The sequence below is a fragment of the Campylobacter concisus genome, assembly GCF_003048595.2.
Classification (GTDB): domain Bacteria; phylum Campylobacterota; class Campylobacteria; order Campylobacterales; family Campylobacteraceae; genus Campylobacter_A; species Campylobacter_A concisus_L.
Genome location: NZ_CP049270.1, coordinates 1 through 13088, shown reverse-complemented (window position 1 = coordinate 13088; position 13088 = coordinate 1). Strand labels below are relative to the sequence as shown.

Annotated in this window: 9 protein-coding genes, 1 other RNA gene and 1 pseudogene; 4 read left to right on the top strand and 7 right to left on the bottom strand. The window is 36.1% G+C overall.

The window, feature by feature from the left end; genetic code table 11:
* Nucleotides 1-16 precede the first annotated feature (16 nt).
* Nucleotides 17-1819 (bottom strand): translational GTPase TypA, encoded by a 1803-nt coding sequence (gene typA, locus CVT15_RS00055; RefSeq protein WP_103576658.1) that lies wholly within the window; start codon nucleotides 1817-1819, stop codon nucleotides 17-19.
* 1163 nt (nucleotides 1820-2982) lie between these two features.
* On the opposite strand from typA, the pseudogene CVT15_RS10245 reads away from it, so the two are divergent.
* From CVT15_RS10245 to CVT15_RS00040, 3 genes and pseudogenes are all read left to right on the top strand, one after another.
* Nucleotides 2983-3369 (top strand): annotated as a pseudogene (locus CVT15_RS10245) (flagellar hook-length control protein FliK); the annotation flags it as partial.
* An 8-nt stretch (nucleotides 3370-3377) separates the two neighbouring features.
* Complete coding sequence (locus CVT15_RS00045; RefSeq protein ID WP_103576656.1) at nucleotides 3378-4085, top strand: flagellar basal body rod modification protein; 708 nt, start codon at nucleotides 3378-3380, stop codon at nucleotides 4083-4085.
* Nucleotides 4086-4090: 5 nt separating this feature from the next.
* Nucleotides 4091-5692: a flagellar hook protein FlgE gene (locus CVT15_RS00040; protein WP_196373530.1), complete on the top strand. Its 1602-nt coding sequence runs from the start codon at nucleotides 4091-4093 to the stop codon at nucleotides 5690-5692.
* Nucleotides 5693-5737: 45 nt separating this feature from the next.
* Here CVT15_RS00040 and CVT15_RS00035 read toward each other — a convergent pair whose 3' ends face one another.
* The gene (locus CVT15_RS00035; RefSeq protein WP_072595304.1) at nucleotides 5738-6163 is read right to left on the bottom strand and encodes a hypothetical protein; all 426 of its coding nucleotides are present in this window, start codon (nucleotides 6161-6163) and stop codon (nucleotides 5738-5740) included.
* 112 nt (nucleotides 6164-6275) lie between these two features.
* On the opposite strand from CVT15_RS00035, the gene ffs reads away from it, so the two are divergent.
* Nucleotides 6276-6373, top strand: an RNA gene (gene ffs, locus CVT15_RS00030) — signal recognition particle sRNA small type.
* Here ffs and CVT15_RS00025 read toward each other — a convergent pair.
* The 5 genes from CVT15_RS00025 to dnaA form a co-directional block, all read right to left on the bottom strand.
* Complete coding sequence (locus CVT15_RS00025) at nucleotides 6360-7595, bottom strand: HD domain-containing protein (RefSeq protein WP_103576655.1); 1236 nt, start codon at nucleotides 7593-7595, stop codon at nucleotides 6360-6362. The two genes, ffs and CVT15_RS00025, sit on opposite strands and share 14 nt — an antisense overlap.
* Nucleotides 7595-8212, bottom strand: a complete 618-nt coding sequence (queF, locus tag CVT15_RS00020) for a preQ(1) synthase (protein WP_230853937.1) — start codon at nucleotides 8210-8212, stop codon at nucleotides 7595-7597. Before queF ends, CVT15_RS00025 begins: the two co-directional genes overlap by 1 nt.
* Nucleotides 8213-8230: 18 nt before the next feature.
* Complete coding sequence (gene gyrB / locus CVT15_RS00015) at nucleotides 8231-10540, bottom strand: DNA topoisomerase (ATP-hydrolyzing) subunit B (protein WP_103576654.1); 2310 nt, start codon at nucleotides 10538-10540, stop codon at nucleotides 8231-8233.
* Nucleotides 10541-10555: 15 nt separating this feature from the next.
* Nucleotides 10556-11623, bottom strand: a complete 1068-nt coding sequence (gene dnaN / locus CVT15_RS00010; RefSeq protein ID WP_103576653.1) for a DNA polymerase III subunit beta — start codon at nucleotides 11621-11623, stop codon at nucleotides 10556-10558.
* Between the two features lie 154 nt (nucleotides 11624-11777).
* Nucleotides 11778-13088 (bottom strand): chromosomal replication initiator protein DnaA, encoded by a 1311-nt coding sequence (dnaA, locus tag CVT15_RS00005; RefSeq protein WP_054195855.1) that lies wholly within the window; start codon nucleotides 13086-13088, stop codon nucleotides 11778-11780.

The window sequence follows — 13088 nt, the reverse complement described above, 5'->3', positions numbered from 1 at the left end:
AGATGACAAATTTTAATTAGAGTTTTGCTTTTCTTTTGCGTTCTGTTGGATCTAAATAGCGCTTGCGAACGCGGATATTTATAGGCGTAACCTCGACTAGCTCGTCATCCTCGATCCACTCTAGTGCGCGCTCAAGGCTTAGCTTTCTAGGTGGCACAAGCTTGATCGCATCGTCGCTACCGCTAGCACGTACGTTTGTTAGGTTTTTACCCTTGATAGGATTTACGTCAAGGTCGTTTGGACGGCTGTGCTCGCCGATGATCATGCCTACATAGACTTTTGCTTGCGGATCAAGGAAAAGCACACCACGATCTTGCAAGTTAAATAGCGAATAAGCAAGCGTTACTCCGTTTTCCATCGAAACTAAAGCACCATTTGTTCTGTGCTCGACGGTGCCGCTTAGTGGTCTAAACTCCAAAAAGCTGTGGTTCATAACGCCCTCGCCTTTTGTATCAGTCAAAAACTGGCTTCTAAAACCGATAAGTCCGCGTGCTGGGATCTCAAACTCGATCCTTGTTTGACCATCACCTGTTGGGTTCATAGAGACCATTTCAGCCTTTCTTTTGCCTAGTTTTTCTATGACAGTGCCTGTCGTATCATCAGGTGCGTCGATGACTAAAAGCTCGTATGGCTCGCATTTTACGCCGTTTATCTCTTTTACGATAACCTCAGGTCTGCCAAGTAAAAATTCATAGCCCTCGCGGCGCATATTTTCAGCCAAAATAGTAATCTGAAGCTCACCACGGCCACTTACTTTAAATTTGCCCTCGCCGATGTTTTCGTATTTCATCGCGATATTTGTCTTCATCTCGTTTGCAAGGCGCTCATCGATCTTGTTTGATGTAACGTGTTTGCCCTCAGTACCCGCTAATGGGCCATCATTTACAGAAAACACAACGCTAAGTGTCGGCTCTTCGATGTGGAGAGGATCAAGCGGATGAGGATTGTTTGGATCAACGACGCTATCGCCAACGTCAAGCGCATCAAAGCCAGCGATCGCTACGATGTCACCAGTACCAGCTTCGTTAATATCGGTTCTTTCAAGACCCATAAAACCAATTAACTTTGAAATTCTACCAGTTGTCTTTGTGCCATCAGCCTTTGCAAGCATGACATTTTGGTTTTTTGATATCTTGCCGTTAAAAATCCTCGCAATACCGATCTTACCGACGTAGTTATCATAATCAAGCGTGAAAACTTGAAGCTGAAGTGGGTTCTCGTCGCTACCGCTTGGAGCTGGTACGTGAGCTAGGATAGTCTCAAAAAGTGGCTGCATGTCTTTGTTTTCATCGCTTAGTTTTAGCTTTGCATAGCCATTTTTAGCAGCGGCATAAACAACTGGAAATTCTAGCTGCTCATCATTTGCATCAAGTGCGACAAAAAGGTCAAAAATTTCATTTATAACGCGGTCTGGATCGCCTGCTGGCTTATCAATCTTATTTACGACAACGATTGGACGAAGTCCTAGTGAAAGTGCTTTTTTGACGACAAATTTAGTTTGTGGCATAACGCCTTCTTGCGCATCGACAAGTAGCAAAACGCCATCAACCATCTTAAGAACACGCTCTACCTCACCACCAAAGTCGGCGTGGCCTGGGGTGTCAATGATGTTGATCTTTGTATCTTTGTATCGAATAGCAGTATTTTTAGAAAGAATCGTGATGCCACGCTCTCTTTCGATGTCGTTGCTATCCATTACACGCTCGCCAACGCTTTGATGCTCGTTAAATGTTCCTGACTGTTTTAAAAGCTCATCAACCATTGTTGTTTTACCGTGGTCGACGTGCGCGATAACGGCCATATTTCGTATCTTTTCCAAATTTTTCTCCGTTTATTAGTTTGCTATTTTTTGTTTGTCAGTTTTAAAATAGGGGCAGATTATAGCCAAATTTTTATAAATTTTAAGCTGATATCAAGAAATTAATTTTTGGAATAGATTTTGCATGTTTGGCATTAAGTTTAAAAATTTGAAAGGTTTAAATGCAAGCTTATACAGCGAAAAACAACATAGATTTGCTGACTCCTGCTGGGAATAAAAAGCCCTCTGCTTCTAAGAAATCTGAAAACAACGGCGAATTTTTGTCAATGGTTTTAGATGCAGCTGCGAGCAAGGCAAATAGCGGCCAAAAAATCACTGAAAAAGATGTCAAAGAGATAGTAAAAACGGTTACCACTCAAAAAGAGACACTGCAAAAAGCACAAAGCGAAAGTGCGGCAAAAATTTCAACTGCACTTGAAGAAAATTTAGACGAAAATACAAAAAATGAGCTCTATGAAAATGCAAATTTTATGCAGCTTTTGCAAGTTTTAGAAATTCTAAATGGCAATGAAAAAGTAAGTAAATTTCCAAATTTCAGCGACAAAATAGCGAATTTCTTAAGTGTGCCTGAAAACGTCGAAGAGCTTAGTAATGTTAAGAGTGTTAGTGACCTTATCGATCTTGCTAAGAAATTTGACCTTGGCCTTGAAAATATAGAAATTTCAAACGAAGATGTGCCAAAACTAAATGAGATGTTTAAAAATTTAGGCAAGAAAGAATTTTTTACACCGATAAAGACCGAAGAGAAACCTTTTTACCTAAAAGAGCTAAAAAATGAGGTCGAGAAAACCATCATCAAAAATGAACCAAAAGAGGTCGTAAAGCTTGATACCTTATTAAAAGAGGTAGTGACAAATCCAACTAATGAAGTTAAAAATTCAGTAAAAGAAGAGCCTAAAAAGCTAGATAGCGAGGTAAAGCTTGATGATGATATGGTGGATGTTGAGCCAGACGAGCAGCCTAAAGTAAAGGTAAATTTACACGAGCAAAAGGCACAAAAAGCTCCAACTCTTGAGTCACTACTCTTTCCAGAAAGAGAACAGATGACCAAGAGTGAGCCAACCGAAGAGGCCTTTGCAAGCGATAATAAATCAGAACTAAATCAAATGGTAAAAGATATCGCTAGTAGCGCCAAACACCAGCTTCAAACAAAGGCTGAGATAAAAGAGACGCTTAGTAACTTCTCTTCTACGCTAAAAGAGCAGGTGCAAAATTACAAAGCTCCGATCACTCGTTTTAACATAACGCTTAATCCTCTAAATTTAGGTGAGGTTGAGATCACGATGGTAAATCGCGGCAACAACTTACATGTAAATTTTAACTCAACCACGGCTACTATGAATTTATTTTTACAAAATCAAGCCGAGTTTAAAAATAGCCTTGTAAATATGGGATTTACTGAGCTTGAGATGAATTTCTCAGATCAAAATCAAAGACAAGATAAAAAAGAACAAGCAAAGAATAAATACAGTTCAAATCAAAGCGATGAGAGCGAAAACACTCAAGCGGAACAAAGCTTGCTTGAGCTAGTAATACCAAGATATATTTAGGAGAGATCATGGCTTCAGTTTCAGATATAACTACACAAACAACACAACAAAAAAATGCCGAGAAAAAGGCAAAAGCAAAGCAAGATGCGGCAGCTGACACAGGAACTAATCCAAATGCGCAGCTAGATAAAGATGCATTTATGAAGCTACTTTTAACAGAACTTCAGTATCAAGATCCAACAAGTCCTATGGATACTGAAAAGATGCTTACGCAAACTAGCCAGCTAGCATCACTAGAGATGCAACAAAATACAAACTCAGCTATGAAAGAGCTTGTAAATCAGTTAAAATCAAATGCAAATGCCTACGCCATATCAGCTCTTGGCAAAATGGTCTCAACTGGTTCAAACTCAGTTTTACTAACAGATGAGCAAAAAAATGTAAATTTTGCACTTTATTTTAAATCAGATCTTGCAAATGGTAAGCTAGAAATTAAAAATGCAAATGGAGAGGTCGTTCGTTCAATCGATATAAAAGATCTAAAGTCAGGAGTTCGCAGAATATCTTGGGATGGTAAAGATGATTCTGGAAAACAATTACCAAACGGAGCATATACAGTCTCTGTTAATTACACTGGAAAAGATGGTAATTCATACAAGACTCAAGTAGGTAGCTATCCGGTTGAAGCAGTAAAATTTGTAGATGGTAAAGCCATGATAAAAATCGCAGGCGAATATGTCCCAATGGATAAAATATCTGAATTTTACGAAGGATAAAAGCCATGATGAGAGGTTTTTACAACGGAATTAGTGGTATTAAAACACAAAGCTTTGGCATGGATGTTTGGGCAAATAATATCTCAAATATCAACAACGTAGGTTTTAAAGCTTCAATCCCTGAGTTTAAAAATTTAATCAATCAACATATGGCTTCTGCTGGAAGTGGTCCAACTAACAATCAAGTAGGTCTTGGAGCTACAAAACAAACAACAGCTTTAAAGATGACAAATGGTAGTTTTCAAAATACCGATAATAACTTTGACCTAGCCATAGGCGGTAAAGGCTTTTTTGGTGTCGTTGATAAAAATGGTAGAAACTACTACACAAGAACAGGTAGCTTCGATATAGATGGGGCTGGAAATTTAGTAGATAATAAAGGCAACTTGCTTCTTGGTACGTTAACAAGTTTTACTCCAGTTACTCCAAGTGCTAATGCTCTTAGAAAATATGGTCAAACAAAAGGTACCACGCAGGCATTTACTGCAAAAGAAGAAGATCTAAAACTAGGCGATACTGGCTCACAAAAAGGTATAAATTTACCTCATTTTTTATATATGCCAGCCAAGCAAACAAAAAATATAAATTTAAAAGGTAATCTAGACTCAAGCCTTATAACAGATAAGCGAACAACAGCCATTGATGCGGCAAATTTTAATTATACACTTGATAATACAAACAAAACTATCTCACTAAATGGACAAATCCCACTAAGTCAGACAAGATTTGGTGCAAAAGCAGGTGATAGCGTAGTGGTAAAAGTAAAAGACGGCGATGGTAAATTTAGTGAGTTTTCAACCACGCTAGAGAGCGATGGCAGCTGGCATATAAACAATAAAAGCCTAAAATTTATGAATTTTGCTAGCTTAGATGTAAAAGCTGAAGTTACATCACTAGTTGAAGTAGCTAATAAAGAAAAACTAAGCTCAGAGATATATAACAGTGATGGTACAAAGAGCTTAGTAACTATAAATTTTACAAAACAAATCCCTCAAGGTGGCAATCAAACTACCTGGAATGCCACAGCTACGATAACTGATGCTAATGGTGTTGTACAAAATACAGCTATGGGAACACTTACTTTTGATGGTAGCGGCAGACTTGTTACAAATACATTAACAAGTGTTGGAAACGTAGCTTTAAATTTTCTTGGCGATGGAGATGCAAATGTCTATAATGGCATAACAAGCTCGGCTAATTCAAAAAAAGACTTTGTCATAAAAGCAGATGGCTACGCTGAAGGAAATCTCTCAAAATATAGCGTCGATGACCGTGGAAATATCATGGCAAATTTTGACAATTCTCGTTCATTTATAGTTGCAAAAATAGCTCTATATCACTTCCAAAATGAGCAAGGCGTATCAAAAGTGGGTGATAATCTCTATGAAACAACTCCAAATTCAGGTGAGGCATTTTTTTATAAAAATAAAGCTGGTGAGACCATTTATGGCTCACAAATTCTTGCAAATAAACTTGAAATGAGTAATGTCGATCTTGGTCAAGCGCTAAGTGAGGTTATAGTCACGCAAAAGGCTTATGAGGCTAGTGCAAAAAGCATCACAACAAGTGATGAGATGATCCAGACTGCTATTCAGATGAAGAAATAATTTTTATGCTAGTTGATGATTAAAAATTTAAAATGAATGATAATTTTAAGAATAGAGTTTAACTTCGTTTATTAAAAACTCATAAACTCTTTGCTGAACTAAAATCTCTTCCTCACAGCCACTCATCAAGCGACGAAGATGAGAAAAATCTATTTTTTTGGCGTATCTTTTGTGATCTTTTAGGTCTTTATCAATGCTTAAAAGTAGTGCATCAAGTGTGATTCTATCGTTTCTTTTAACTCTTGCTACATACTCTTTAACAGTTTGGATCAAAAAGTCTTTTCTTGTTTGGTCATTTTCATAAATTTCATTTGTAATGTCATTTAAAACAAAAAAATCATCTTCGTCTGGGTCAAATTTAGCAGAGATCATAGCGGCAAAAATTTTTGCACGAAATTCTAAAGATTTGTGATGATAGATAAAAAAATCTCTAAAAGCTGATAAAAAACGAAGTTTAAACTTTCCAGACATTACTCTACTTTTTATGAAATTTTGGCTGATTATATACTTTTAAAGCTAAATTTTTAAAAATGTAACTATAAAACAAAATTTAAGTATAGTTTCTGTATGATTGCGAAGCTCCTTCTTAGACCTGTGCAATGCTTTTTATGAGCACCGCTTCAGGGTGGGAACACAGCAGAGCACTTGTATTAAGTGTGTGCCGCAGTTATCTGAGAGGGGGTCTTTCTAAACCAAAATGTTCATTAAAATCATCACAAATTTCTAAAAAATCCACTCCGTCGATCTTAGGTTTTTCGCTAAAAAATTTATACATATTATTAAAGCCATCAGTTAGCTCTTTTGACTTGACACCGTAGCTTATAGAAATTCCAGCTTCGATGTAGGCTGAGAGTTTGTCGCAGTATTTTAATGCTTTGCCATCGATTGGGTTAAATTTATCCTCATTTACGTTTTCCATCGTCCCTTCATGGCAGATGATTTTACGCTCATAAGTTCTATTTTCAAACTCATCTTTTATAAATTTCTCGCCATCTTTTCTGATACCAAGGATGTAGCTAAACTCATCTTTGATCTTTTCAGGTACAAATGGCAAAATCCTCTCATCAATAAGCCTCATCTCATACTCACTAATGATCTCATTTAGCCCCTTTACACCGTACTTTACAGGGCTTATGATGTCCCTTGTGAGACTCTCTGGTAGGTCGTGAAATAGCGCACAAAAGAAGTTATTTTCTAGGCGTTTTTTGCAAGCTTTTGCTTTTAGTGAGTAAAAATAGCTAAGTATCGCAACTACTAGCATATGCCCTAAGACCGCAGTTTCAGGGATACGAGGCGTTTGCGCCCAGCGTTTTTGAAACCTTAGCCTACCACTTAGATCAACAAGGCGGGCTAATTTTTGATTCATAGCGATCTTTCTAACGCCAATTAGCTCATAATAATCCTCCATCTCCTCCTCAACCTTAGCTTTAAGCTCTTCTATATCGCTTAAAAACTGGCTCGTTTGATAGACGATAGAAAATTCCCACCTAGTGGAAAGATAGCTAGCTGCTTTTAGAATGAGACGCTCTTTTTCATGCTTTTTATCATTTTTAAAGTGGTTTTTAAATCTCTCTAAAAATTTGCCATCTTCGATCTCTGAGATCAGCTCCTCTAGGTTGCTTAAAACCCAGCTATTTATCTGCTCTTTTTTTGTCTTTTGGATGTGATGAAAGACATCTGGTCGTATGTCAGTGACCACGACCCTACTTAAAAACTCAAAAATTCCAGCCTCAATGATATAGTTCATATCGGCGTCTTGTTCTTGTTTTGCTATAAAATAAGCGATGATAAATTTATGAGCCTGTTTGTCAAGCTCGACTAAATTCGCCATCTTTGGATAGTCATTCCAACGTGATATAGATGCTGCTTTAAAGATATGTTCTATAAGCTTAGCACTTATCATTATTTATCCTTTTTGACTACTTTTGGCTTCTTATCATCGGCATAACTTATCTTTCTAAAGCCCTCTTTGTTTGAGCTTCTTCTTGGCTTGTCATATTTTTTAAATTTATCATCTCTGCTGCTTCTACTACTACCGCGATCGCTTGTACTTCGTCTCTCGCGTGGCTTATCGCTAAAACTTCTCTCCCTACTTCTTGGAGTAAATTCTTTATCCTCAGCTGGCTTTTTTACGACTAGATCAGAGCTGATCTCGATAACTGTATGAACATTTCCACGTGGGTTAAAGTCACCAACTATCTTCATAAATTTAGGCTCAAGCTTTTTCTCTAAAACGGAGTAAATTTCATTTATACTATCTTCGTGGCTGATGTTGCGGTTCATAAAGCTATTTATATAAAGCTTTATCGCTTTTAGCTCGACAACTAGCTTGTTTGGGATGTATTCAAGATATATCGTCGCAAAGTCAGGATAACCAGAGCGAGGGCAAAGGCAGCAAAACTCAGGCAGAGTGATCTTTATGACATAGTCCCTTGTTTGCTTATTTTCCCAGACCTCAAGGTCACTCTCTACGTCAAATTCTTTTAAAATTTTCTCGCCGTATTTCATCTCTTCGCTCATTTTCTATCCTTTTTTCTTTTAAATATCCAAGTGTTTAACATCTTTTGCGTGGTCTTGGATGTAGTTTCTTCTTGGCTCGACCTCATCGCCCATGAAGAGATTAAACGTGTCAGAAGCGCTTATAGCGTCGTTTATATCGATTTTTAAAAGTCTTCTGTTCTCAGGGTTCATCGTAGTCTCCCAAAGCTGCTCAGGGTTCATCTCACCAAGACCTTTGTAGCGCTGGATATATGCGCCTTTTTTCGCATTTTTTTCTACTTCATCAAGAACGTCTATAACGTCACTATGCAAGTCTAGACCACGCTCTTTTATCTTTTGGCTAATATAAAGCGCCTCTTCATAGAGTGGGTTTGTAAATAAATTTTCATTTACCACAAGCTCTTCTAAGCCGCTTTCAGTTTGGACATAAATTCTAATCTCATCATCGCTAACGTAGTGATTTAGGATGTTGTGACCCTCAGCTTTTAAGAAATTCTTTAAAATTTCAAAAATTTCATTGTAGCTTTTTGAAACGATGTCTGGATTTTCTATCATATAGCGGATCGCTGAAAGGACGTTAAAGCGTTTTTCAAGCTCTTTTAAGACGCTTCTATAAGCTGCAACGATCTTTAAAAAATCAATCAAATCAGTACTGCCTATACCCTCTATATCAACGCCCTCGATGCCAGTTTCGATAAGAAATTCGTTTAACGCCTTTTCATCTTTTAGATAAATTTCTTTCTTACCTTTTTTATAGCGATAAAGTGGCGGCTGAGCTAGGTAAATATGACCATTTTCTACAACTTTATTTAAAAATCTAAAGAAGAAAGTTAAAAGTAGCGTCTGAATGTGGCTACCATCGACGTCAGCATCGGTCATGATGATGATCTTATGATATCTAAGCTTTTCAGCGTCAAATTCATCTCCGATACCACATCCTAGCGCTGTTATCATATTTTTTATCTCATCAGATTTTAAAATTTTATCCAGTCTTGCCTTTTCAACGTTTAGAATTTTACCTTTAAGCGGCAATATCGCTTGAAAAACCCTATCACGCCCCTGCTTTGCTGAACCGCCCGCAGAGTCGCCCTCCACTAGATATAGCTCGCTAATTACTGGATCTTTGCTCTGACAATCAGCTAGTTTGCCAGGGAGCGTGCCTACGCTCATGCTCTCTTTTTTACGAGTTAGATCCCTAGCTTTTTTAGCGGCTTCTCTACCACGAGCTGCCATTAGAGCTTTATCCATTATCGCTCTTGCTTCGATAGGATTTTCTTCAAAATACTTTGTAAGCACGTCAAAAACCATCTTTTGAACGATAGGTTTTACATAGCTTGAGCCTAGTTTGCCCTTTGTTTGTCCCTCAAACTGCGGCTCTGGCACTTTTACACTAACAACTGCGATAAGTCCCTCACGGATATCTTCGCCAGTTATTTTTGTATCTTTTTCACGTGCAGCAGCGTTTGCTTGAACGTAGTTTGTGATAACTCTTGTAAGACCCGCTCTAAAGCCAGCCTCGTGAGTACCGCCATCTGGAGTTTTGATGTTATTTACAAAGCTTAGTAAATTTTCACTATAAGTGTCGTTGTAAAGTAGTGCAAAATCAACAAGCACGTCATCTTCGCCGCCACTAAATGATACTGCTTTACTAACAGCATTTGCCTTGTTCATATCAGTTACAAAGCTCTCAAGTCCGCCTTCATAGTGAAAACTCTCGCTTCTGCCATTTCTTTGGTCTTTGAAATTTATAGTTATCTTTGGGTTTAGATATGCTAGCTCGCGAAATCTCTTTACTAAAATTTCGTCATCAAATTCAGTCACTTCAAATATGCTATCATCTGGCCAAAATTCGACTTGTGTGCCTGTGCGGTTTGTAGTTTTTATAACTTCAAGATCACTTTGTGGAATACCTTTTGCAAATTCTTGTCTGTGAAGTTTGCCATCACGCTTGATATTTACGACTAGCTTTTTAGAAAGTGCATTTACGACAGATACACCAACGCCGTGAAGACCGCCTGAGACTTTATAAGTATCCTTGTCAAATTTACCACCAGCGTGAAGAACAGTTAAAACAACAGTCGCAGCTGAAATTTTCTCAGTTGGGTGCATATCTACTGGGATACCACGGCCATTATCGCTAATGATCGCTGAGCCCTCACGTGTAAGCTCAACATCTATCGTATCGCAGTATCCTGCCATCGCTTCGTCGATAGAGTTATCAACTACTTCATAGATCATGTGGTGAAGACCGCTTATGTTAGTATCGCCTATATACATGCCTGGGCGCTTCCTAACTGCCTCAAGCCCTTTTAGTACTTTAATATTTTCTGCGCCGTAATTATTTTCCATAATCTAGACCTTATCTTATAAATTTATTGGCATTATCACTGTTGTTAGTTCCTTTGAACTTACAACAAATGCTAGTGAGCTTTCATTAAATCCAAGCTCAAAATTTTCATCTTCGATACTAGTTAAGAAATCAAGCAAGTATCTATTTTTTATGCCTATAAAGAATTCATCTTCTAATCCAGTTTGATAATCAATCATAGTTTTTGCTTCAGAGTTATCTTCTATAACACTTTCAAATGTTATATTGTCTTTTGCAAAGGATATTTTCATTGTATCACTTAGCATTGATATAGTTTTTATACCTTCTATCATCTTATCTCTACTTAGCTGAAGTCTTTTTCTGACCTCTTTTGGTATGACACGCTCATAGTCTGGAAATTTACCATTTATAAGTTTTGTGAAAAACTCAAAATTTTGGCTTTGAGCGATTAAGATATTTTCATCATAGTAAATTTCTATCTTGTCAAAAAATAATTTTTGTATTTCATTGATAGCTTTTTTAGGGATTATAAGTGAAAATTCTTTTTCAGTTGGTGTTTGAAATTTAAACACACTAAGTCTTCTTGTGTCAGTACCAACGATATTTATAAAGTCTTTTTTAATATCAAGAAAAGCTCCGTTTAGTTCAAATTTTGGGTTATTACTATCAATACTTGGTAAAATTTTCTTTAAACTTCTTCCTAACATAACAGCATCAACATCAAATTTTGATTTACCCTCAATAGTTGGAAATTCTGGAAAATCTTCAAATTTATACATTGGAAGTTTGTATTTTGAGTTTTTTTGTTTTATATAAAGATAGTTGTTTACAGTTTCTAACATCACTTCTTCGTCTTTTAGACTTTTTATAATGTCAAGTAGTTTTTTACCATTTGCAGTTGCATAACCTTGATCAACAATTTTTACATTACTTAGCTTATATGCTAGTCCTATCTCATGATCAGTTGCTTTTATATTTAAAACTCCATCTTTTGCTGAGATATAAATGTGAGAAGTTATAGCACTAAGATCTCTTTTTTCAAGATATGGGTTTGTATTTGTTACTATGCTTTCAAGCATATTTTTGTTTATTAAAACTTTCATTAAAAACTTCCTTCTATTTTTAAATTTAATTTTTTTGTTTTAGTAGGTGATGTTAAAAAGTGAAAAATGCTTTCAAACATCGAAATACAGCTATTTGAAATGTGAAAAATTATATTTTCTTTTTCACGTTTATTCACAAATTTCATATTGTATTTTATCCTTTTGTCAAAATTTTATTTTTTAATTCAGTAACTTTTAGACTAAAAATTTCATTAGTTTGTATTAGCTCATTTATCTTTTTAATATTATGACTAACGGCACTGTGATCTTTCATACCAAAATAGTTTGCAATTTGTGGCATTGAGTTTGTTGTAAGCATCTTTGCAAGATATATGATGATTCGTCTTGCTTCTACGATATTTGTAACTCTTGATTTGCTTTTTATATCACTTTGTTTGATATTTAGCTCTTTACTAACTATTTCAACGATCGTATCAAAATTTATATTTTCACGTTTTTCTTTGATCAAATCTTTTAATATACTTTTTGCAAGATCAAGTGTTATCTCTTCTTTCATAAGAGTTTTAAAAACATTTAAATTTATGATAGCTCCCTCGATCTCACGGATATTATCTCCCATGTTTGTAGCTATGTAGTTTATAACCTCTTTATTTAGATCGATTTTATCAAACTCGCATTTTTTGATGATGATGGCTATCTTTGTATCAAGTTCAGGTGGCGTAATATCAGCCATAAAAGCTTTATCAAATCTTGAAATCATCCTATCCTCAAAGCCTTTTAGTGTCTTTGGTGGTCGATCTGAAGTCATAACTATTTGACCATTTTTTGCTAAAAGTTCATTATATGTGTTGAAAAATTCCTCTTGAATTTTATCGGTTTTGCCAAGAAATTGCACGTCGTCTATTAGTAAAACATCGCAGTTTCTATATTTTTCACGAAATTTTGGCATTGAGTGGTTATTTATGTGACTAGTAAAATCTATCATAAATTGTTCGCTAGTTACGCAAATAACGGTTTTTCCTTTATTTAGGCAGTGATTTCCAACTGACTGGAGTAAGTGAGTCTTGCCAAGTCCCGTCGTGCCATAGATAAAAAGTGGATTATAAAGTACGCCAGGTTTTTCAGCGGCTGCTTTTGCGCTTAAAAATGCGTATTGATTTGATGCACCGCAGACAAAATTTTCAAATGTGTAGCTTGGATTTAAAATGCTACTTTGTGTTTTTATTTGCTTAACATTTATTTGATTTTGTTTTGATACCTTGCTACTTTTAGTAGATGAAATTTCTATATTTGGTTTTATGCCTGTTCTAACTTCATATAGATGAGCGATTTTATCAGCATATCTTGTATTTATAAATTTAGCCATTAACTCATTTGGTGCAGTAAATACGATAATATGATCGTCTGAAGCCTTTTCGTTAAATTTTAATTGCTTGATATAACTTTGGTATTCTTCAGGTGAAATTTGTGTTGAAAGATTTTCTAAAATTTCGTCTGCTATCAA

What these genes read in the sequence shown, in the direction of transcription:
- CVT15_RS00035 (WP_072595304.1), bottom strand. Translation starts at nt 6,163, where the DNA reads ATGTCTGGAAAGTTTAAACTTCGTTTTTTATCAGCTTTTAGAGATTTT.
- queF (WP_230853937.1), bottom strand. Translation starts at nt 8,212, where the DNA reads ATGAGCGAAGAGATGAAATACGGCGAGAAAATTTTAAAAGAATTTGAC.
- dnaN (WP_103576653.1), bottom strand. Translation starts at nt 11,623, where the DNA reads ATGAAAGTTTTAATAAACAAAAATATGCTTGAAAGCATAGTAACAAAT.
- CVT15_RS00025 (WP_103576655.1), bottom strand. Translation starts at nt 7,595, where the DNA reads ATGATAAGTGCTAAGCTTATAGAACATATCTTTAAAGCAGCATCTATA.
- CVT15_RS00045 (WP_103576656.1), top strand. Translation starts at nt 3,378, where the DNA reads ATGGCTTCAGTTTCAGATATAACTACACAAACAACACAACAAAAAAAT.
- CVT15_RS00040 (WP_196373530.1), top strand. Translation starts at nt 4,091, where the DNA reads ATGATGAGAGGTTTTTACAACGGAATTAGTGGTATTAAAACACAAAGC.
- gyrB (WP_103576654.1), bottom strand. Translation starts at nt 10,540, where the DNA reads ATGGAAAATAATTACGGCGCAGAAAATATTAAAGTACTAAAAGGGCTT.